Here is a 23,033-nt window from a genome sequence, read left to right as displayed (position 1 = left end):
TGGAAGTGTTAAAATATCATAGCAAGGTGACTTGGAGCTTGCGACGGAACCTGGATATGATACTTTAACACTTTTTTTATTTTCTCAAAATTATATAGTATGATTAATTTAAATATAAATGGTTATATTAAAATTATATTTATTTAAAAAGGAAAGAGATTTTATGGATATTGAAATTTTAATAAATCAAATAGATGATCATAACGAATGTAATATAATAGCTACTAAAAAATTTAATCCTAAGTGTGTAATATTTATATATAAAGAAGAAAATAAAGATTTATTAGATTCTTTAATAAAGTATTATAACAATTATCTTCCTAATATAAAGGTTATAGATTATATGATTAAAGAGGGAGATTACTTAGCCTTGAATAAAGTTATAAATGAAAATAAAAATAAAAAAATAGTAGTAAATTTATCTGGAGGAAGTAGGATAAATTCACTTCAGTTATTAAATATATGTAAGGTTAATGATATACAGTCTGTATATATAGATATAAAAAATAAAAGTTTATATACTTTTGACGAAGAAGTTAATATAGTTAATGAGGAGTTTGAAGAGTTAGAATTAGAGAGACTTGTTAAAGCTAGCGGTGGAGAGGTAATAGTTAATACAAGTGATTTATCTGATAAAGAAGATTTAATTGTATTAACCAGAGCTATTTATAAGAATTTAGATCTATGGCATGAATATAAGCAAAGATTATATGATTCTAATGTATTTTTACATGATAGAGATAATCCTAAAATTATAAGAATAAAATCAAGTTTATTAAATAAAAAAGAGTTTGATATTCTATATAGTATTTTAAGTAAATTAAAAAGTATGGGTGGAATAGAATACAATAAGGAAAATAATGATATTATAAAAGTTATTTTTAAAAATGAATATTTAAAATCGTTTATTTTTAAGAGTGGAACATGGTTAGAAGTAGCAACAAAAAATATTATCGAGGAAATAAAGGAAATAGATGAAGTTAAAAGTGGAGTAATGTTTTTGTGGAATGACAAAAGTAAGAAAGTAAAAAATGAAGTAGATGTAATTGCTGTAAGAGATTCCATACCTATTTGTATTTCATGTAAGGATAGTGATAAGTATAATGAAGATGCTTTAAATGAGTTAGATGTTTATAGCAAGCAATTAGGAGGAGAAAATGCATATAAGATTTTAGTTGCTACAAAGGAGCCAATTAAGCTAGCAGTTAAAGATAGAGCTAAAGAAATGGGAATAGGATTAATAATATTTGATGGAGATGAAGAAAAACTAAAAAATAATATAAGGGATTTTATTAAGAAAAGTTAATTTTCAAAAATTGAAAATGTTTACCGTGGAATAAGTATATAATTTAATTATCAGAAGATTAAAAATATATTTATGGGGGTAATAATATGAAAAAGAAACCTTTAAAAATTGTTACAATTGGAGGAGGATCAAGTTATACACCTGAACTAGTAGAAGGTTTAATTAAAAGATATGATGAAATGCCAGTAAGTGATTATTGGTTAGTAGATATTGAAGAAGGAAAAGAAAAGCTAGAAATAGTTGGAGCTTTAGCTAAAAGGATGGTTGAAAAAGCTGGAGTTCCAATGAAGATTCATTTAACTTTAGATAGAAGAGAAGCTTTAAAGGATGCTGATTTTGTTACTACTCAATTAAGAGTTGGATTATTAAAAGCAAGATGTAAAGATGAAAGAATACCTTTAAGCCATGGTTTTTTGGGACAAGAAACTAATGGAGCAGGTGGACTATTTAAAGCGCTAAGAACAGTTCCTGTAATATTAGATATAGCTAAGGATATTCAAGAATTATGCCCTAATGCATGGTTAATTAATTTTACAAATCCAGCAGGAATAGTTACTGAAGCTTTATTAAGATACGGAGTTCATAAAAAGGTAGTTGGAGTATGTAATGTTCCAATTGGTTTACAATATGATTTTGCTGATATATTAGAAGTAGATAGAGATAAAGTTACTGTTGATTTTGTAGGATTAAATCATATGGTTTATGCCGAAAGAATATATAATGATGGAAAAGATGTTACAGATGAAGTTATAAGAAGATTAACAGCTCATGATGCTAAGAGTCAAACAATGGCAAATATAAAAGACTTGGAATGGGATGTAGCAACTATTAAAGCTTTTGGAGTAATACCTTGCCCATATCACAGATATTATTATAAAACTAGAGATATGCTTAATGATGAATTAGAAGAATTCAAGAAGGGTAAAACTAGAGCTGAAGTAGTAATGGAAGTGGAAAAAAGTTTATTTGAAATGTACAAGAATGTTGACTTAAAGGAAAAGCCAGAAGAATTATCAAAGCGTGGTGGAGCACACTATTCAGATGTTGCTTGCAATGTTATTAATGGAATTTATAATGATAAAAATACTATAATTGCTGTAAATACAAAAAATAATGGAACATTAAAGCAGTTTGAAGATGAGTCAGCAATTGAAGTAAGTTGCTATATAGGTAAAAATGGACCAGTTCCAGTAGAAACAGTTACTGAATTACCTGTGTTTGCTCAGGGGTTAGTTGGACAAATTAAAGCTTTTGAAAGATTGGCAGCTGAAGCAGCTTATACAGGAAATTATAATACTGCACTTTTAGCAATGGTAACAAATCCACTAGTAGCTGATGATATAAGAGGTAGAAAGTTATTGAATGAAATGTTAGTTGCTCATAAGAAATACTTACCACAATTTAAGGATGTTATAGAAAAAATTGAAATGGTAGAAAGAGCAGAGTTTTAAACTAAAGAATAAATAATGGAGCAACTTTAAATAGCTCCATTATTTATTTGTGTATAGACTTCCATATCTTGTATATATATACTCAATAAGATATGCTAAATCATATCTATGATTTTGTACATATTCATTTGAATCATTTCTATGCGGAAGATAAATTATATAATTACTTCTTTTTTTATAATAGGGATTTTCTCCTTCTGTTATAACAACTACTGTTGCAGGGCTATCACTAATTTTCTTCCATAGTCTTTCGTGATAAACAGTGAATCTACCAGTTGGCGAAATTAGTATAGCTAAAGAGTTTTCATCTAGCTTACTAGCTAATCTTTCCTGTTCTTGCACATCATTAGCATTATAAATTATTTTAGATAAATTAGCTAACTTAATTTGAAGGTCTTGAGCCATTAACTGCGAAAATTGAGTTCCAAATATACAAACATTGTTGCTATTATATATTAACTCTACAACCCGATCAATTATCTTTAGATCTATAAAAGATTTAAAAGTATCTATTTCATTAAGAATTTCAAGTGACATATTATCTAGTAGTTCTTCTCTTTGAAGATCATAGGAAATAGACTTAGGTTTCATATAACCTAAATCATAGTTATTTATGTTTATTTTAATATGTTTTTTAAATTCAATAAAACTAGAATAACCTAGTTTATGACAAAATCTTGTTATTGCAGCAGGAGATGTATAGCAAATGTCAGCTAGTTTATTAATAGACATATTAGGTATAGTACGAACATTCTTAAGTAGAGTAATTGCTATATTATAATTAATATCAGTTTCCTTGCTACTATTTAAAAATATTAAAAGTCTGTAGATTAAATCTCCCATACCAATCTCCTTTAATAATATTTTTTACCTATTGATTCTCCCATTAAAACCATAGTTTCAAATCCTAGTTTTGTTTGAGTTAATATATCTTCATCAATTTTAACTGTATCTTTTTTTAATAATAATATAGTTGTTGAACCTCCAAATTTAAAGTATCCTTTTTCCTGGCCTTTAAAAACTTTCTTGTTAGGTTTATATGTTTGAATTATAGTTCCAACACATGTAGCTCCAACCTCAATATGTATTATATCTCCAAAGTTATCAGATTTAAAAAGGCTCCATTCCCTTTTGTTTTGACAATAAAGCTTTGGTATTCTTTCAAGGGCAACTGGATTCACAGAATAATAATTACCATTAATAAAGTGATTCTCTAAAGGAACTCCGTCATCAACAAAGTGAAATCTATGATAGTCAGTAGGACAAAGTCTTAAAACTAAACATATTCCACCTTCATATTCCTTAGCTATTTCATCATCACCTATTAATTCTGATAGACTATAATGTATACCCTTAACTTGAATTAATTTATTAATAGATATATTTTCATAAGCAAATAATCTACCATCACCTGGAGAAACCAATAAATCTTTATCATTAGAAATAGGTCTAGCATCATCCTTTAAAGTCCTAACAAAAAAATCATTAAAGCTTTTAAAATCATTAATGCTATTTGAACTAATATTCATGTCAATATTAAAGTCTTCGATAAATTTAGGAATTTTCTTTATGCTAAGCTTAGTGTCACAATATGCGCCATAAAGCTTTGAAAACAATTTTCTCTTTATAAATAATTCAGTAAAATTCTTTCCGATAGGAGATTCATAGGACCACTTAATATATCCTTCTCCAGCAACCTTTTCTACTTCATATTTTTTAGTTCTTCTATTATATACTTGTATCATAAGTTACCTCATTTTATAAAATTTATAGTATTATCTTACCATAAAACATAAATAAAAACCCTAAATTGTTAATTTTCCTTTACAGATTTTAATTTATAAAAGATAATAATGATGTAATAGGAATTATCATTATAATAATTATATTAACTTTTATATTATTGTAGAAGAAATGAAATTTATCATATGAAATAAAGTAATAAAAAAAGTAAACAAGCAGTATTAACAAATAATACCTTTTCGTTTATAATTTAAACTAAAAGATAGTAATTATTTTAAAAATGATGTAAAATATAATCGTTAATATTATAACAATGAAAAAATGGACTCATTACATTTAATATAGGGGGAAATTTTAATGAAAAATATAACTATTAATGGAAATAATATTGTAGTAAATAATGAAGAGAATTTAATTAAAGTAGCAAGAGAAAATGGAATAGATATACCAGCCCTATGTTTTTTAGAGGATTGTGGAAGCGTTGGACAGTGTGGAGTATGTTTAGTTGAAGTAGAAGGACAAGAAGATTTAGTTAAAGCCTGCTGCTTAATTCCAGAAGATGGAATGGTTATTAATACTAATACTGAGAGAGTTCAAGAAGCTGTTAAAGAAAGAGTTGCAGGGTTATTAGATAAGCATGAATTTAAATGTGGACCTTGTAAGAGAAGAGAGAATTGTGAATTCTTAAAATTAGTAATTAAAACTAGAGCAAAAGCAACTAAGCCATTTGTTGTTGCTGATAAATCAGAATATGTTGATGATAGAAGTAAGTCAATTGTTATAGATAGAACTAAGTGTGTTACATGTGGTAGATGTGTAGCAGCTTGTAAAACTAAGACAGGAACAGAATCTATAAAATTTATTGAAGTTAATGGTGAAAATATAATTGGACCTGAAAATTTAAAATGTTTTGATGACACTAATTGCTTATTATGCGGACAATGTGTTGCTGCATGCCCTGTTGATGCATTATCAGAAAAATCTCATATGGATAGAGTTAAAGATGCATTAGCAGATGAAGAAAAGCATGTTATTGTTGCTATGGCTCCATCTGTAAGAACAGCAATGGGAGAATTGTTTAAAATGGGTTATGGAGTAGATGTAACTGGTAAGACATATACAGCTTTAAGACAATTAGGTTTTGATAAGATATTTGATATAAATTTTGGAGCAGATATGACAATAATGGAAGAAGCGACAGAATTAGTTCATAGAATTAAAACTGGTGGACCATTCCCTATGTTTACATCTTGCTGTCCAGCATGGGTAAGACAAGTAGAAAATTATTATCCAAATCTTTTAGGAAATTTATCAACTGCTAAATCTCCTCAACAAATATTTGGAGCAGCTAGTAAAACTTATTATCCTACAACAATAGATATAGATCCTAAGAATGTATTTACAGTAACTATAATGCCTTGTACTGCTAAAAAGTATGAAGCTGATAGACCTGAAATGGAGAATAACGGATTAAGAAATATAGATGCTGTTATAACTACTAGAGAATTAGCAAAAATGATTAAAGATGCAAAAATTGATTTTGCTAAACTTGAAGATAGTGAAGCAGATCCAGCAATGGGAGAATATACAGGAGCTGGTGCTATATTTGGAGCTACTGGTGGAGTTATGGAGGCTGCATTAAGAAGTGCAAAAGATTTTGTTGAAGGTAAAGATTTAGAAAATATAGAATACGAACAAGTAAGAGGACTTGCAGGAATTAAGGAAGCTACTGTAGAAATTGGTGGAGAAAATTATAATGTAGCTGTAATTAATGGAGCATCAAGTTTATTTGAATTTATAAATAGTGGAAAAATGAATGAAAAACAATATCACTTTATTGAAGTAATGGCTTGTCCGGGAGGATGCGTAAATGGTGGGGGTCAACCACATGTTAATGCTTCAGATAGATTAAATATGGATATTAGAAGCGTAAGAGCATCTGTATTATATAATCAAGATAAGAATTTAAAGAAAAGAAAATCTCATGATAATGGAGCATTAAATAAAATGTATGATACTTACATGGGAAAACCAGGTCATGGTAAGGCACATGAATTACTTCATATGAGTTATAAAAAATAAAGATTTTACGAAGAGCGAAAAGTTAGTTTTCGCTCTTTTTATTGGAAAAAAGAGAAATTTATAAGGCTGAATATAAATAATATATTAAATAGAACGATAATTATATATATAACTAAAATATGGGGGGTGAATTATGGATATTATAATTATTGTTAGTCTTATATTTTCTTTTTTATGCATAATATTAGGCTTTACATTAGAGGGTGGAGCTATAGGAGCATTATTACAATCTACTGCAGCTATAATAGTAATTGGAGGAACTATTGGTGCTGTTGGAGTTTCTACTCAAGGAAAGGTATTAAAGAGATTTCCTAAGATTTTCTTAGTTGCATTTAAAAAGCGTGAAAATAATATTATTGATTCTATTATTTTCTTTAAAAATATGGCTATAAAAACAAGAAAAGATGGATTACTTAGTATGGAATCTGATTTAAATGATACTAAAATAGATCATTTTATTAGAAAGGGATTACAAATGATAGTTGATGGATTTAGTCCTGAAATAATAAAAAGTTCTTTAGAAACTAAATTAGAGCAAATTTCAGAAAGACATCATCAAGGAATATCAATATTTGAGGCAGCTGGTGGATATGGACCTACTATGGGGATAATAGGAACTGTTATGGGTCTTGTTCAGGTACTAGGAAGTTTAGATGATCCAGATGAATTAGGTCCTAAGATAGCAGTTGCTTTTATAGCCACACTTTATGGTATAGGAACAGCTAACCTAATTTGGTTACCAATAGCTAATAAATTAAAGGCTTTGAATGATGAAGAAATTATAGAAAAGGAAATGTACATAGAGGCCTTATTACTTATACAAGAGGGAGCTAGCCCAAATTCAATAGTTAGTAAGCTTGAAGGTTATTTAACAGAAAGTGAAGTAGAGAAGTTGAATATAGGCGGAGAAGTTTAAGATGAAGAAGAGAAAAGAAAAAGCAGAAAATAGTGAAAGATGGCTTCTTACATATTCTGATCTTATAACTTTGTTAATGGTATTCTTTGTTGTTTTATACTCTTCATCTAATATTGATAAGAAAAAGTATGAACAGATAGCAAGTTCAATGTCATCTGCATTTACTGGTGGAACAGGAATTGGAGATGGAAATATAGTACAAGGATCAGAGAATTCTAGTGATGAAGGTGAGTTAAAACCATTAGTTCAAACTGAAGAAGAAAAACTTCAAGGAATTGAAGGGCAAGTTGATGATATTATTAAAAACCTAGGATTAGAGGATAGTGTATCTACAACAATAGAAGAAAGAGGATTAGTAATAAGCTTTAATGATAGTATATTTTTTGATAGTGCAAAAGCAGATATAAAGGAAAATATGAAAACTAAATTAGTAGCATTATCAGAAATATTAAATGAGATAGATAACTATGTGAGAGTTGAGGGACATACGGATAATATACCAATAAAAAATGAATTTTATAATTCTAACTGGCAATTATCTTCTATAAGAGCATCAAATGTTGTAGAATTTTTAATAGAGTATGGAAGTGTATCACCAGATAGATTATCAGCAGTTGGATATGGAGAATATAGACCTATCTCAGATAATAATACTGAAGAAGGTAGAGCTAAAAATAGAAGAGTAGATATACTTATATTAAATAATAAGTATGATAATATAGAAAATAATAATTAATATTTTAAATTATACTTTATTTAAGTATAAGTATTTTGGATAAAAAAGGGGATAGGTAACTAATAGAATTGTTGACAATAATAATATAATATTATAAAATTTTATAAAATGAAGATAGTTAAATAAATATATCGCCGGATATATTATTTGTATAGTAAGCATTAGAGATTTATACTGTTAGGCCTTGGGTATAAACTATCTAGTGCTTTTATTTATTAAGGAGGAAATATATGACGAAATATTCAGAGGATAATATTATAAAAGAATTTTCAAAATATGTATCATTAAATGTAATTAGTATGATTGGAATGTCATTTTATATACTTGCTGATACTTTTTTTATAGCAAATGGAGTAGGCAGTATTGGGTTAACAGCATTAAATTTAGTTTTACCATTATGGAGCTTAGTAAGCGGAATTGGATTAATGATTGGTATGGGAGCTGGAATTAGATATTCTATACAAAGGGGTAAGAATAATGAAAAAGGAGCAAATCGTGTATTTACCCATGCTATATTAATGGGCTTAATTATAGGTATTATTATAACTGCTATAGGTTTGAGTTTTTCTTATGATATAGTAAGAATTCTAGGTGCAGATGATATTGTAGCTCCATTAGCAGGTGATTATCTAAAAACTCTTTTATCTTTTTCTTGTATTTTTATCTTAAATAATATAGTAACAGCCTTTGTTAGAAATGATAATGAACCAAATTTAGCTATGATTGCTATGATTATAGGGAGTCTTAGTAATATAGTATTAGATTATATATTTATTTTTCCTTTTAAACTTGGAATGTTTGGAGCAGCTCTTGCAACAGGAACTACTCCTATATTAAGTTTACTTATATTATCATTACATTTTATTAGAAAAAAGAATAACTTTAAGGTTATTAAATGTAAGGTTAATTTATTGGATATAAAAACAATAATTTCATTAGGTGTACCATCATTTATTACTGAATTTTCTTCAGGAATAATTATATTATTATTTAATTTTACTATTTTAGGAATATCCAATAATACTGGAGTAGCTGCATATGGAATAATAGCTAACTTAGCTTTAATAGTAATTTCTATATTTACTGGAATAGCTCAAGGAATTCAGCCAATTATAAGTAAAAGTTATGGAGAAGGGAAAATTAAAAATACTAAAACTATATTTAAATATGGACTAATAACTTCAATTTCATTAGGTATTGGATGTTATTTTATTGGATTCAAGTTTTCCAAGGAAATAGTTAATTTATTTAATAGTGAAGGAGATAAAGTACTATTGTCAATGGCAATAGAAGGAATAAAAGTTTATTTTATAGCTTTTATAATAATGGGGATAAACATAGTAACAACCTCTTTTTTTGCATCAATTAATGAGGCAAGGGAATCTTTTATAATTTCTATTATGAGAGGATTAATTGTAGTTATTCCGTTAATAATATTATTACCTAAATTATTTGGGATGACAGGGGTTTGGCTTACAATTCCTTTAGCAGAAGTTATTACATTATTAATTAGTATTATATTTTATATAAAATATAGAAAAAGAATAAATTATGTAAAATAATAAAAATAGTAGCTATATCTAATATATAAACTCTATTAGATATAGCTACTTAATTATTATAAGATTAATCTTATATTAGTTTATTTAGTTTTACCTGAGAATTCTAAGTACTCATCGTATGTCATAGATTTATCTACTATTGAACCATCTTCTTTAATATCTATTATTCTGTTTGCAACAGTTTGGATAAATTGATGGTCATGTGAAGCAAATAAGATAACGCTCTTATAATCTCTTAAACCGTTATTAACAGCAGTTATAGATTCAAGATCTAAGTGGTTTGTAGGTTGATCTAGCATTAATACATTAGCATTTGTAAGCATCATTCTAGATAACATACATCTAACCTTTTCTCCTCCTGATAATACGCTAGCTTTCTTTAAAGCTTCTTCACCTGAGAATAACATTCTTCCTAAGAATCCTCTTAAATAAGATTCAGATTGTTCTTCTACAGTATTACCTGAGTATTGTCTTAACCAGTCAACTAAGCTTAAATCACAGTTTTCAAAGAATTCAGTGTTATCTTTAGGGAAGTAAGACTTAGTTATAGTTATTCCCCACTTAAATTCTCCGCTATCTGCTTCCATTTCACCGTTTATTATTTTAAACAATGTTGTAATAGCTATATCATTATCGCCAATTAAAGCAATTTTATCATCTTTGCTAACTCTAAAGCTAACATTATCTAAAACTTTAACTCCATCAATAGTTTTAGTTAAACCTTCAACTATAAGAATATCATTACCAACTTCTCTTTCAGGCTTAAATCCAACGAAAGGATATCTTCTGCTTGAAGGTTGGATATCATCTAAAGTAATTTTATCTAATAATTTCTTACGAGAAGTTGCTTGTTTAGATTTAGAAGCATTTGCACTAAATCTTGCAATAAATTCTTGTAATTCTTTAATTTTTTCTTCCTTCTTCTTGTTTTGATCCTTAGCCATTTGAAGAGCTAATTGGCTTGATTCATACCAGAAATCATAGTTACCAACATATAACTTAATTTTTCCAAAGTCAACATCAGCCATTACAGTACAAACTGTATTTAAGAAGTGTCTATCGTGGGATACAACTATTACAGTTCCTTCAAATCTAAGAAGAAAATCTTCTAACCAGTTTATAGCTTTTATATCTAAACCGTTTGTAGGCTCATCTAGAATTAATATTCCTGGATTACCAAATAGAGCTTGAGCTAAAAGAACTTTAACTTTATCAGCTTCTATTAGTTCTGACATTCTCTTATAATGCATGTCAGTTCCGATACCTAACCCCTGTAGTAATGAAGATGCATCTGATTCAGCTTCCCAACCGTTCATATCTGCAAATTCGCCTTCAAGTTCAGAAGCTCTTATACCATCTTCATCAGAGAAATCAGGCTTAGCATATAAAGCATCCTTTTCTTCCATTATTTCATATAATCTTTTATTACCCATAATTACTGTTTGTAAAACTTCATATTCGTCATATGCATAGTGGTCTTGCTTTAAAACAGACATTCTTGTATTTGGAGCAATAGAAACATCTCCTGTATTTGGCTCTATTTCTCCGGATAATATTTTTAAAAATGTACTTTTTCCAGCACCGTTAGCTCCAATAACACCATAACAGTTACCAGAAGTAAACTTTAAATTTACATCTTCAAATAGCTTACGGCCACCAAATCTTAAACTTACATTTGATACAGTTATCACTAAAAACATACCTCATTTCTAAAATTATTCATTTCGTTATTATATCATAAAGTAGACATAATTTCATTGAAAGATAAAATAATATTTAGAAAATTTAATGGAAAATAAATAAATCATTTATTTCCACATGTCCTTAAATATTTGAATTTAAAGAAAATGATATTTAAATAGAATCCCCTCTTTTTTATTCCATGTATTGACAAATAAAATTAGAAGATATATAGTTAATTACATAAGTAATTAACTATATAACAAAAGAAACATATAATATAGTATAAGTTAGAAGGAGGTAGCTATGAAATTAGATTTTTCAAGTGAGATTCCAATATATATTCAAATAGCTCAATCAATAGAAGATGGTATTTTAAATGGAATTTATAAAGAGGATGAAGTAATACCATCAACAACAGAAATATCAGTGAAATTCAAAATTAATCCGGCAACTGTTGCAAAAGGATTTAATCTATTAGTAGATGAAGGAATTATTTATAAGAGAAGGGGAGTTGGAATGTTTGTTTCAAGTGGGAGTAAAGAAATATTAGTAAAGAAAAGAAGAGAGAGTTTTTATTCAAATTATGTTGTTTCTTTGATTGAAGAAGCAAGAAGACTTAATATTTCCACTGAGGATATTATAGAAATGATTAAAAAGGGGGAGCAGTAAAATGGCAATAATAAAAATATCGAATTTATCTAAGGACTATGGTAAACATCGAGTACTAGACAATATTACATTAACTATTGAAGAGAATAAGATATATGGATTACTAGGAAGAAATGGAGCCGGAAAAACAACGCTTTTAAATCTTATTAATAACAGAATATTTCCAACTGAAGGTAATATTACAATAGATGGTGAAAGTGTTGTAGAGAATAATAAGGTAATTAGAAAAATATCTTTTATGACAGAGCAAAACTTATACCCAGAAGGTATGAAAATTAAAAATTTATATAAATGGATAAAAGAGTTTTATGAGAGTTTTGATATAGATTATGCTTTAAGTTTAAGTGGAAAATTTGAACTTGATATAAATAAAAAATTTAAAGAACTCTCGACTGGTTATTCATCTATATTTAAAATAATAGTTACTTTAGCATCAGGAGCTGAAATATTAATTTTTGATGAACCTGTACTAGGATTAGATGCAAATCATAGAGACTTATTTTATAAAGAGCTAGTTTCTAATTATATAGATAAACCTAAAACTATAATTTTATCAACTCATATAATAGAAGAAGTTTCGGAGATTTTAGAAAAGGTTATAATAATTAAGGATGGTAAAGTATTAGATGATAAGGAAGTTGAGGGCTTACTTTCTGAAGCATATATAGTATCTGGAGCTTCAGAAAATGTTAAAAAGTATATAGAAAATAAGAAGTGCATTAATATAGAATCTATGGCAGGGTTCAAATCAGCAACAGTTATTGGAAAATTAAGCGAAATAGATAAGGAAGAATTAAATAATTTAGGATTGGAAACCTCTAGTGTTGAGTTACAAAAGTTATTTATTCATTTAACTGGTAAGGAGGAAATTGAGTAATGAGACTAAAATCTATAGTAAAATACAATCTTAGTAGTATTAAAAGTGGGTTAGCAATTTATTATTTAATTTTTATTGCTGTATGTGTAAGTTTTGTATTGCTTGATAAAAATACTAATGGAAGCATATCTACTTCAGGAATAGAAATGGCATCAGTAATATTTATATTTGTTGTAGGCTTAAATTTCTTTAAGGAAAATTTATATTTTATGAAAAGTAATAATGTTACAAGAAAAGAGTTTTTATATGGAACAGCAATATCTATGGTACCAATTGTTCTAATCATGTCTATTATAGATATAGTAATTAATCGTGCTTATAATATTTTTATATCATCACCTACTAATTACGATATGATTTATACTAGTTTAAGAAGTGAAAATTGGTTCTTAAATAATAATTGGGTTCAAAGTAATAGTATAGAAACTTTATTTAATACATTTATGTTTCAAGCTGCTGTTTATTTAGTATTTTTTTCATTAGGATTCTTAATAACTATAATTTATTATAAATGCAATAGTTTAATGAAAATAGTTGTATCAGTATTACCTGTAGTATCAATTATGATATTAAATATAGTTGGAATATATTATACAAATTTAATTAATAAAGTAAATAATATTATTAATATTATGTTTGGATGGGATAGTCAAAATCCTTATATGGCTGTATTAACATGTTTAATTATATATATAATTTTAATTACTATATCAAGGCTATTAACTAAAAGAGTTATAATAAAGCAAGTATAATATAAAAGGGGCTATATTAGATTAAATGTGAATTAATCTGATATAGCCCCTTTTATATCTATAATAAATATATGAATACACAAATAAAGTGACATAAGCTCCCAAGAATAATAAATATATGAAATATTTCATGGAAACCAAACTTACCAATTTGAAGCTTTTTTGGTTTTATACCATAAAGAATTCCTCCTATAGTATAAAGAATTCCTCCTAAAACTAACAAAGCTAAGCTAATAGGACTTAAAGCTTGTGATAAAGGTTTAAGCATAAAGATAGCAGCCCAGCCAAGTCCGATATAAAGGGCTGTTTGGAGCCATCTTGGGCAGTTAAACCAAAGCATTCTAAATAAGATACCAGCTATTGCAATAGAAGCTATAGTTGTAAAGAAAATAGTTCCTTTAGAACCTCCAAGAGCAATTAAACAAAATGGCGCATATGAGCCAGCTATTAATATAAAAATCATGGAATGATCTAATTTTCTAAGTCTAAAAATAACTTTATCACTGGTTATTACTCCATGATAAGTTGCTGAAACAGTATATAGTAGTATTAGGCTAATGCCGAATATTACTACGGAAGTAATTGCAACAGCAGATGGATTTGTTATTATAACTTTTATTAACATTGCAATTAAAGCAAAAAGTGAAAGAACAGCACCAACTAAATGAGTTAAACTATTTATAGGTTCTCTAAAGTATTTTTCCAAAACAAACACCCCTTTATATCTAGTTTTAAAAACTACGTATTGTTACTTATATATTAAATAAATAAAAACCTAAAGTCAAAGCCTAAAAAAGCTTAAATTTCTATAAAAATTTATACATTTAATTATATTTCTTGAAATATCTAATGATTACTAGTATATTTTAATATAGGTATATTAAGAAGTAGTTTGTAAAACTACATGGAGGAAGTCATGGATAAAAATCAGTTAGTAGAAAAATTTAAAGAATTAAATTTACAAAATCAATTAAAGTTAGAAGAGATACCAGAATTAGATTTATATATGGATCAAGTTATACAATTATTTGATAGTAAGTTTAATGATTCAAAAAGAAATGAAGAAGATAAGGCATTAACAAAAACAATGGTAAATAATTATGCTAAGGGAAAATTATTAATGACTATAAAAAATAAGAAGTATAGCAAAGAGCATTTAATATTAATGAGCCTTATTTATAATTTAAAGGGTGGTCTATCAATTGGAGATATAAAAAGCTCATTAAATAAAATAGTTGAAACCTTTGAAAATGGAGAAGAATATCCAATTAGGGACTTATATAGTTTGTATTTAAATCAATACAATGAAGACTTAAATGATGTAGAAAAAACTATAGAAGAAAAGTTTAATAATATAGAAAATATAATGTTAAATGAAAAAAATGAAGATGACGAATTTCAAAAGAACTTTTTATTACTTAGCTCTTTTATTAATATGAGTAATATGTATAGAAGAATGGGTGAAAAACTAATAGATGAGTATTTTAATAAGTTATAAAGAGGTATTGATATGAAGAATTCCGTAAACTTAAAAAATGAACTTCAAAGAATAGATGGAAAGGGATATAAATCTTATAAGGATTTACAAGAACAATATGATTTTAATGATTATATATTAAGTATTGATCATGTACAAGGAGATCCATTTGCGTCTCCATCAAGATTAAGAGTTATTATAAATAAAAATAAGGCTAAATTTCCTGAAGAACTAATAGATAAGGATTATAAAAAAGTTGCAGTTTGTGATTTTTTAACTAGGTTATTTTACTTTAATATAAATAAATTTGGCGAGAAAATATTTGGCTCAGGAAAGAGTGGGTTAATATCTATAAGTAAATGTCCACAAGAAATATTAGAAAGGACATCAGTTGTAATAAATAAAGATAATATAGAAGCTAGGTTTTATGTTGGATTTCCTGCTAAGGGAAGGTCTGTATTAGCAAAGGAATTAGAAAAAATATTATATAATGTTATACCAAACCTAGTTTTAAACACTTTAGTTTACGATAATATTAATAAGTCTAAGCTAATAAATAGAGTTAAATTAGTTGAAGATCAAGAGTATTTAAGAAATGAACTTAAAAATAAAGGATTAATTGCTTTTGTAGCAAATGATTCAATATTACCAAGAGAAAGTGGAGTCTCAGAAAAGCCATTAAAAAGTGCTATGCAATTTAAATCTCCAAAATCCTTAGAAGTAGAAATTAGTTTACCTAACAAAGGATTAATTAAAGGAATGGGAATTAAAAAAGGAATTACTTTAATAGTTGGTGGAGGATATCATGGTAAATCGACACTTTTAAATGCTTTAGAGCTTGGTGTATATAATCATATTGAAGGTGATGGAAGAGAATTTGTTATTACAGATAATACAGCAGTTAAAGTAAGGGCAGAGGATGGAAGAAGTATTAAAAATACTGATATATCATTATTTATAGATAATCTTCCAAATGGAAAAGATACAATAAGATTTACTACAGAAAATGCTAGTGGAAGCACATCACAAGCAGCTAATATAGTAGAAGCTATTGAATCAAAATCAGAGGTTTTACTTATAGATGAAGATACATCAGCAACTAATTTTATGATTAGGGATGATTTAATGCAAAGACTGGTTTCTAAAGAAAAAGAGCCAATAACTCCATTTATAGAAATAGTTAAGCCTTTATATAATCAAAAGGATATTTCAACAATATTAGTTATAGGTAGCTCAGGAGATTACTTTGATGTAGCTGATTGTGTTATTCAAATGGATAATTATGAAGCAAAAGATGTTACAAAGGAAGCAAAGTCTCTTATGAGAGGAGAAATAAATAAAAGAATTGAAGAAAAAAGCATTGAGATAAATCTAAACTTCAATAGAAAGCTTCAAAAGGGAACTATAGAAAGCACTTATAAGGGTGTAAAAATAAAAACTATGGATTTAAGTAACATAAGTATCAATAATGAAAATATTGATTTAAGAGCTGTAGAACAAGTAGTAGATAATGAGCAATTAAATGCTATTGGCTCAATTATGAAATGGATAGAAGATAATATAAAGGATAAAAATTTATCTTTAGAGGAATGCGTAAATGAAGCTTATAAAGAAATAAAGAAAAATGGATTGCTTTCTATAGATAATACAAAAGGTGGCTATGGTAGTATGTCATTACCTAGGATTCAAGAAATTATGGCAACTTATAATAGATATAGGAAGTTAAAGATTAAATAGATAAAAAGGTAGTATTTCAGAATTAGAGTACTACCTTATTTTTATTTAGGAAATTATATCTAGGACAAGTTGTGGATAATTTTATTAGAGTAGTAAAATTCGTAGTGTAAGAAATAGAGCTTTTATAATTTCATTCCTTCAGTTTGCAAAGAGATAAACATTATATGACGGCGACTTGGAGCGCATGCGACGGAGCAAGGAATATAATGTTTATCTCTTATTTTATTAATTTAAAATTTTAAGTAAATCCATTAAGGTTGAAATTTCATATGTAGGTTTTAATGTGGTTGAATTTTTAAGACTTTTAAAGTTTGCCCAACAAGTATCTATACCAAAGTTAATTCCACCCTTAATATCAGAACTTAAGCTATCACCAATCATTAAAATTTTGCTTTTATCACTGTAGTTTAAGTTTGATAAAGCAATTTCAAATATTTCTGGATTTGGTTTAGAAGCTTTTACTTCTTCAGATATAACTATTGTATCAAAATATTGAGCTATTATAGATTGTCCTATTCTTTTAGATTGAACATCTGTAAGACCATTAGTAATTATAGCTAGTCTATAGTTTTTGCTTAGATTTTTAATCAATTCAAGGCTATCTTCATATAAAAATGAAGCATTAGCTAAATGTTTCATATATGATTTTGCAAATTCTTTTGGGTCAAAAGGTACATTTAATTTTTCTGATAATCTTCTGAATCTTTCTACCTTTAACTTTTCTTGAGTTATTAATCCTTTTTCAAATTCTAACCAAATACCAGTATTAATTTCTTCGTAAGTTTTTAAGTGATAATTTTCATCATAGTCCATGTTAAACTCTCGAATACTATTTTCAAAGGCCTGCCTTTCAGATTTCTTAAAATCAAATAGTGTCTCATCTGCATCAAATAATAGAACTTCGTATTTCATATATACCCTCCTTAATTGTATTCGTATATATAAATATTATATTATTAAAGAGTTAAAATCTATAAAATTAGTAAATTAATTAGCAAATATAGTTAAAAATTATTTAGTTTAGAAGAAATACAAAGTGAATTTGAGGTATAATAACTTATTGATAGAACAATATTAATTTGAATTCTAGAGGTGAAATAATGAGAGAATTAAAGGGGATAGAAGAAAAAATCTTAGATAGGGCTTTATATCTCTTTGGAAAAAATGGAACTACCAATGTACCAATTAGAACTATAGTTAGAGAAGCTGGAGTTAATGTTAGTGCAATAAATTATTATTTTGGTAGCAAAGATAGAATGCTTAAGTATGTAAAAGAATTTTATTTAGAAAATATATCTCAAGCCTATGCAGCATTATATAATGATAATTTAAGTGATGAAGAAAAAGTAATTGAATGTACAAATGAAATTATAGAATACTCTTTAAGGTATCCAGGAGTATTAATAATGAATAAGGAAGCAATGTCATCAAAGGAAAAAGATGATATAGATATAAAAATAATTGAAAATTTAAAAGATAAAAGTAATAAGTTAGATGGGATTTTAAAGAAAGTTATAAATAGTAATGATGATGATTTTATATATAAAAAAATGATTTTTATTTCATCAATTACATATCCAACAGCAAATGAAGAATTGGTCTTTGAAAATAATATAATAAATAATAAAGAAAAAAGAATTAAATATATAATAAAATTAATAAAAATGTTAAAAGAAAAATAAGTAATATATAAATGCTCTTAAATTAAAATAAGGAGCATTTTTTATTTTGGGTTAAAATTAAAACAAATTGTTTTAAACATATTGATTTGTTTTTAACAAAGTATTACAATTAGTACAAGGTAAAAAATAGAAAAATATTTGGAGGTATATAAAATGGCTTTTGAGAATGTTTTTAGTCCTATTAAAATTAGAGGAATGGAAATGAGAAATAGAGTTATATTCCCAGCTATGGGAACTAAAATGGTTGGAGAGGATAGGATGGTAAATGATCAGCTTATCAATTATCATGTAGCAAGAGCTATTGGCGGAAATGGGTTGAATTTCACAGAGGTTTGTTCAGTTTATGACAAAGCAGCACCTAAGACTTTTTTAGCAATTTCAGATGATAAGTTTATATCAGGTTTAAAAAACTTAACAGATGTAATTCATAAAGCTGGAGCAATGGCTGGAATTCAATTATGGCTTGGGGGATCAGCTGTATTATTTGCAGATCCAACGGCAATGGTGATAACTCCAAGTGATCTTAAGCTTCAAGAAAACTATGTTATAAAAGCAGCTACGAAGGAAGTTATTAATGAATGTATTAAAGCTTTTGGAGAAGGGGCTAGGCGTTCAGTTGAAGCTGGATTTGATGCAATAGAATTTCATGCAGGACATAATTATACGCCTCATTCATTCTTAAGCAAGGCTTTCAATAAAAGAACTGATGAATATGGTGGAAGCTTAGAAAATCGTGCAAGATTTTTATTAGAATGCATTAGGGAAATTAGAGCTAACATTCCAGAGGATATGCCTTTATTTATGAGAATAGATGCTCATGATGATTATTTAGAAGATGGTCTTTCAATAGAAGATATTATTCAATTTTGTAAGTGGGCTAAAGAAGCAGGCGTAGATGTTTTAGATGTATCACGTGGAAATTTTTCAAGTGCAGCAATAAAATATGAAGTTCCTCCAGTAGATTTACCAAGAGGATTTAATGTAGAAAATGCAGCAAGAATAAAAAAAGAAACAGGAATGTTAACTGTTGCAGTTGGAAGAATAAATGATCCAGAGCAAGCAGATAAAATAATAAGAGATGGAAAAGCGGATATGGTAGTTATAGGTAGAGCACAATTGGCTGATCCAGAGTTTTGTAATAAATCAATGAATGGAAAAGTTGAAGATATAATACGTTGTGTAGGATGTAATCAAGGTTGTTATGATGGATATGTATCTCCTAATGTACCGTTTATAACTTGTTTAAGGAACCCTGATTTAGGAAGAGAAGCAGAGTTTACTTTAGAAAAAACAAATAATCCTAAGAAGGTATTAGTTGTTGGGGGAGGAGTTGCAGGTCTTCAAGCTGCTATAGAGTTAAAGGATAGAGGTCATAATCCAATATTATGTGAAGCTTCTGACTCATTAGGAGGACAATTTGTTTTAGCTGGAGCAGCGCCAAGAAAAGGAGAAATGAAGGATGCAGCCGTATCTATGGGAGAAATGGCTAAGAGAAAAGGAATAGATATAAGACTTTCAACACCTGTTACATCTGAAGTTATTAAAGCTATAAATCCTGATGAAGTTATAATAGCAGCAGGTGCAGAACCAATGAAATTAAATGTTCCAGGCTCAAATTTACCACATGTAACTAATTCTCATGATATACTTGCAGGAAATTCATTAGCAAGTGGAGAAGTTGTTGTTATAGGTGGAGGTTTAGTTGGCTTAGAGGTAGCTGAATACTTATCAGGAAATGTAAATAAAATAACTGTAGTAGAAATGCTGAACGAAGTAGCAAAAGACTTAGGACAATTAAGAAAAATATGTGTTATGGAAAGCTTATATCATGAAAGTATAAAAACTATAACTGAAGCTAAGTGTATTGAAATAAAAGAAAAATCAATAATAATAGATAGAAATGGAACTATTGAAGAAGTTCCTTGTGATTCAGTTGTAGTTGCAATAGGAGCTAAATCTCGTGATTTTAGTAATCTTACAGAGTATTGTAAAGAAAATAATATACAATACCATGTTATTGGGGATGCAGTTAAAGCTCGTAGAGCATTAAATTGTATTGAAGAAGCTGTAAAAGTAGCAAGAGAAATATAATAAAAAATAGGCATTGTGTAATAGAAATTATACAGTGCTTATTTTATTATTTAGAAAATTATAAAGTGTTAACCAAGGAATAATATTTTTATAATAAAGTATAATTTAGTTATATTCTTTTTCTATATTAGGATATAATATTTATAGAAAAATATTACATAAGGAGTGGGGATTAGAATATGGGGAAGATATATAAAATACAAAAGCCTAAATTTATAGATGAACTTGAAGAGATAGATAATATACAAGATGAAATAAATACATATGAAAAGTTACAAAATAAAATAATTGAAAATATAGAAATAGATTATATCACAGAAAAGGGGTTAACTATAGACTCATGTATATTTAAAAATGTTTCCTTTAATGAATGTTCTTTTAAAAATGTAGATTTATTAGATACAGTATTTGAAAATTGTGATTTATCTAATATAGACTTTGGAGGAGGAAGTATTCATAGAGTAGAATTTAAAAATTGTAAGTTACTTGGATCAAAGCTTGATGATTGTAGTATAAAGGAAGTATTATTTAGCGCTTCAATAGGAAAATATATTAATTTTTCATATTCAACACTTAAAAGGGTTAGTATTGAAGAATGTAATTTTTCAGAAGGAATTTTCCAACAAGTAAAATTAGATAAAGTTAATTTTGATAATACAGATTTAACTAATACTTATTTTAATAAAACTAATTTAAATAATATAGATTTTACAAGTTGTGATATTACAGGAATAGATGTAGAAATAGAAAATTTATCTGGAGTAGTAGTTAATACTATACAAGCATTAGAGCTAACAAGACTTATGAGGATAATAGTAAAATAAAAAAGTCCAGTGATTATAAAGTCACTGGACTTAAATTTTATATACTAAAATATAAGATTAGCTACAAGAACTATTACAGGTAAAGTTATTATAGTTCTTTCTATAAATATTATTAATAGTTGCTTTAATGATACAGGTATTTTAGAGCCAAGTAGAACTCCACCTACTTCAGACATATATATTAATTGAGAAACTGAAGTACAAGCAACAATAAATTTAGTCATATCACTAGTTATTGTATTTGCAGCTAAAACTGATGGGAGTAACATATCTGCAAAACCTACTACTAATGTTTGAGAGGCTGCTATAGCTTCAGGTACTTGAAGTAATTTTAAATAAGGAATAAAAGGTAATCCTAATATTTGAAAAACTGAAGTATATTCAGCTATTATTAATGCTATAGTAGCAAGTCCCATAACAACTGGTAAAACTCCTAGCCACATATCAAAAACATTTTTTATCCCATCAATAATAAAAGCTTTATAACCAGGATTTTTTTTAGCTTTATTTATAGCCTTTTTATATCCAAAAGAAAAAGAATTATATCCGGAAGGAATAGTTTCATCATCTTTCTTTTCTTTATTATTGTAATAAGTATTAGGAATATTCTTTAAAGGATATATTCTTGGGACAATTATGGCTGCAACAATTCCAGATAGAGTTACTGTTAAGTAAAAAGGAACAAATAAATTAGATAACCCTACAGTATCTATTACTATTAAGCTAAAAGTTATTGATACTGCTGAAAAAGTAGTACTAATTATTGCAGCTTCTCTTTTAGAATAAAAGCCTTCCTCATATTGCTTGTTAGTTAAAACAATTCCTAAAGTTCCATCACCTAACCAAGATGTAATACAATCTATTGATGAACGTCCTGGTAAAGTAAATACAGGTCTCATAAATTTAGTAAGGATTACACCAAAGAATTCTAATAATCCAAAATTAAGAAGTAAAGGTAGCAATAATCCTGCAAAAAAGAAGATAGTAAATAAAATTGTAAGTAAATCATTTAACACAAAAGTTCCAGTTGCAGGGTTAATTATTGCTTTTGGACCTATATTAAATAAGGCAAAAATACAAAATATAGCACCTAAGATTCTTATAATAAACCATATGGGTTTTATATTAAATAAAGTATTTAAAAATTCATTTTCTATAATAAATTTAGGCTTAAAAACTTTAGTAATTATGCAAAGTATTGCAGAAATACAAATGAATAAAGTTATTATAGCTGTTAAGTATCCATCTAAGGCATTTGCTAAGAATTTTGACATTAAAGCTACTGGAATAGTAATTTCATTATTAAACTTAATAGGAATCATAAATATTATTATCCCTAGTAATGAAGGAATAATAAAAGTTAGAGAATCCTTTAAAGTAACTTTATCTCTAGTTGTTTTTTTCATTTCAGTCTCCTTATATTTAAATTATTAATAATTATACAC

At 27.3% G+C, this 23,033-nt stretch carries 20 protein-coding genes; 14 read left to right on the top strand and 6 right to left on the bottom strand.

The annotated features are described in order from the left end of the window. Nucleotides 1-163 precede the first annotated feature (163 nt). Nucleotides 164-1,306: a Card1-like endonuclease domain-containing protein gene (locus tag H9660_RS12895; protein ID WP_191750793.1), complete on the top strand. Its 1,143-nt coding sequence runs from the start codon at nt 164-166 to the stop codon at nt 1,304-1,306. Between the two features lie 86 nt (nt 1,307-1,392). After that, complete coding sequence (locus H9660_RS12890; RefSeq protein WP_191750792.1) at nt 1,393-2,757, top strand: 6-phospho-beta-glucosidase; 1,365 nt, start codon at nt 1,393-1,395, stop codon at nt 2,755-2,757. Nucleotides 2,758-2,796: 39 nt separating this feature from the next. Here H9660_RS12890 and H9660_RS12885 read toward each other — a convergent pair whose 3' ends face one another. Together H9660_RS12885 and H9660_RS12880 are read right to left on the bottom strand one after the other, a co-directional pair. Beyond that, nucleotides 2,797-3,600, bottom strand: coding sequence for a MurR/RpiR family transcriptional regulator (locus tag H9660_RS12885; protein ID WP_191750791.1), 804 nt, complete (start codon nt 3,598-3,600; stop codon nt 2,797-2,799). Nucleotides 3,601-3,611: 11 nt separating this feature from the next. Then, complete coding sequence (locus H9660_RS12880; protein WP_191750790.1) at nt 3,612-4,502, bottom strand: phosphatidylserine decarboxylase; 891 nt, start codon at nt 4,500-4,502, stop codon at nt 3,612-3,614. A gap of 355 nt (nt 4,503-4,857) precedes the next feature. Here H9660_RS12880 and H9660_RS12875 point away from each other — a divergent pair, with 355 nt between their 5' ends. The 4 genes from H9660_RS12875 to H9660_RS12860 all read left to right on the top strand — a co-directional run bounded on the left by H9660_RS12875 (nt 4,858) and on the right by H9660_RS12860 (nt 9,796). Continuing rightward, complete coding sequence (locus H9660_RS12875) at nt 4,858-6,582, top strand: ferredoxin hydrogenase (protein ID WP_191750789.1); 1,725 nt, start codon at nt 4,858-4,860, stop codon at nt 6,580-6,582. Between the two features lie 133 nt (nt 6,583-6,715). Next, nucleotides 6,716-7,498, top strand: a complete 783-nt coding sequence (locus tag H9660_RS12870) for a flagellar motor protein (protein ID WP_191750788.1) — start codon at nt 6,716-6,718, stop codon at nt 7,496-7,498. Between the two features lies 1 nt (nt 7,499). After that, entirely contained in the window at nt 7,500-8,234 is a 735-nt protein-coding gene (locus H9660_RS12865; RefSeq protein ID WP_191750787.1) for an OmpA/MotB family protein, read from the top strand. A 230-nt stretch (nt 8,235-8,464) separates the two neighbouring features. Continuing rightward, nucleotides 8,465-9,796, top strand: a complete 1,332-nt coding sequence (locus tag H9660_RS12860; RefSeq protein ID WP_191750786.1) for an MATE family efflux transporter — start codon at nt 8,465-8,467, stop codon at nt 9,794-9,796. A gap of 80 nt (nt 9,797-9,876) precedes the next feature. Here the strand turns inward: H9660_RS12860 and H9660_RS12855 are convergent, their stop codons facing one another. Further along, on the bottom strand, nt 9,877-11,487 hold the full coding sequence (locus tag H9660_RS12855) for an ATP-binding cassette domain-containing protein (RefSeq protein ID WP_191750785.1): 1,611 nt from the start codon (nt 11,485-11,487) through the stop codon (nt 9,877-9,879). 295 nt (nt 11,488-11,782) lie between these two features. Here H9660_RS12855 and H9660_RS12850 point away from each other — a divergent pair, with 295 nt between their 5' ends. Genes H9660_RS12850 through H9660_RS12840 form a run of 3 tightly spaced genes read left to right on the top strand, consistent with a single transcriptional unit; the run spans nt 11,783 to nt 13,777 of the window. Then, complete coding sequence (locus H9660_RS12850) at nt 11,783-12,148, top strand: GntR family transcriptional regulator (protein WP_191750784.1); 366 nt, start codon at nt 11,783-11,785, stop codon at nt 12,146-12,148. 1 nt (nt 12,149) lies between these two features. Beyond that, nucleotides 12,150-13,025, top strand: a complete 876-nt coding sequence (locus H9660_RS12845; protein WP_191750783.1) for an ABC transporter ATP-binding protein — start codon at nt 12,150-12,152, stop codon at nt 13,023-13,025. Beyond that, a complete protein-coding gene (locus H9660_RS12840) occupies nt 13,025-13,777 on the top strand; it encodes a hypothetical protein (protein WP_191750782.1) in 753 nt (250 codons plus the stop codon). The genes H9660_RS12845 and H9660_RS12840 overlap by 1 nt, the downstream gene beginning before the upstream one ends. A gap of 58 nt (nt 13,778-13,835) precedes the next feature. On the opposite strand, the gene trhA is transcribed toward H9660_RS12840, so the two are convergent. Then, the gene (gene trhA / locus H9660_RS12835; protein WP_191750781.1) at nt 13,836-14,483 is read right to left on the bottom strand and encodes a PAQR family membrane homeostasis protein TrhA; all 648 of its coding nucleotides are present in this window, start codon (nt 14,481-14,483) and stop codon (nt 13,836-13,838) included. 210 nt (nt 14,484-14,693) lie between these two features. Between trhA and H9660_RS12830 the strand changes: the two genes are divergently transcribed. Together H9660_RS12830 and H9660_RS12825 are read left to right on the top strand one after the other, a co-directional pair. After that, on the top strand, nt 14,694-15,275 hold the full coding sequence (locus H9660_RS12830) for a DUF1836 domain-containing protein (RefSeq protein WP_191750780.1): 582 nt from the start codon (nt 14,694-14,696) through the stop codon (nt 15,273-15,275). A 12-nt stretch (nt 15,276-15,287) separates the two neighbouring features. Then, entirely contained in the window at nt 15,288-16,991 is a 1,704-nt protein-coding gene (locus tag H9660_RS12825) for an ABC-ATPase domain-containing protein (RefSeq protein WP_191750779.1), read from the top strand. A gap of 225 nt (nt 16,992-17,216) precedes the next feature. On the opposite strand, the gene H9660_RS12820 is transcribed toward H9660_RS12825, so the two are convergent. Beyond that, nucleotides 17,217-17,903 (bottom strand): YjjG family noncanonical pyrimidine nucleotidase, encoded by a 687-nt coding sequence (locus H9660_RS12820; protein ID WP_191750778.1) that lies wholly within the window; start codon nt 17,901-17,903, stop codon nt 17,217-17,219. A 188-nt stretch (nt 17,904-18,091) separates the two neighbouring features. Here H9660_RS12820 and H9660_RS12815 point away from each other — a divergent pair, with 188 nt between their 5' ends. The 3 genes from H9660_RS12815 to H9660_RS12805 all read left to right on the top strand — a co-directional run bounded on the left by H9660_RS12815 (nt 18,092) and on the right by H9660_RS12805 (nt 21,588). Next, nucleotides 18,092-18,673 carry a TetR/AcrR family transcriptional regulator gene (locus tag H9660_RS12815; protein ID WP_191750777.1) on the top strand — a complete coding sequence of 194 codons (582 nt, stop codon included), beginning with the start codon at nt 18,092-18,094 and terminating at the stop codon, nt 18,671-18,673. A gap of 153 nt (nt 18,674-18,826) precedes the next feature. Further along, on the top strand, nt 18,827-20,764 hold the full coding sequence (gene baiCD, locus H9660_RS12810) for a bile acid Fe-S flavoenzyme BaiCD (RefSeq protein WP_191750776.1): 1,938 nt from the start codon (nt 18,827-18,829) through the stop codon (nt 20,762-20,764). A 179-nt stretch (nt 20,765-20,943) separates the two neighbouring features. Next, nucleotides 20,944-21,588 carry a pentapeptide repeat-containing protein gene (locus H9660_RS12805; protein ID WP_191750775.1) on the top strand — a complete coding sequence of 215 codons (645 nt, stop codon included), beginning with the start codon at nt 20,944-20,946 and terminating at the stop codon, nt 21,586-21,588. Between the two features lie 44 nt (nt 21,589-21,632). On the opposite strand, the gene H9660_RS12800 is transcribed toward H9660_RS12805, so the two are convergent. Next, nucleotides 21,633-22,994: a YjiH family protein gene (locus H9660_RS12800; protein WP_191750774.1), complete on the bottom strand. Its 1,362-nt coding sequence runs from the start codon at nt 22,992-22,994 to the stop codon at nt 21,633-21,635. Between the last annotated feature and the right edge of the window lie 39 nt (nt 22,995-23,033).

This window comes from Clostridium gallinarum, assembly GCF_014836325.1.
Taxonomy (GTDB): Bacteria; Bacillota; Clostridia; order Clostridiales; family Clostridiaceae; genus Clostridium; species Clostridium gallinarum.
The sequence above is the reverse complement of the archived record's forward strand: the minus strand, read 5'-3'. Positions and strand labels throughout refer to the sequence as shown.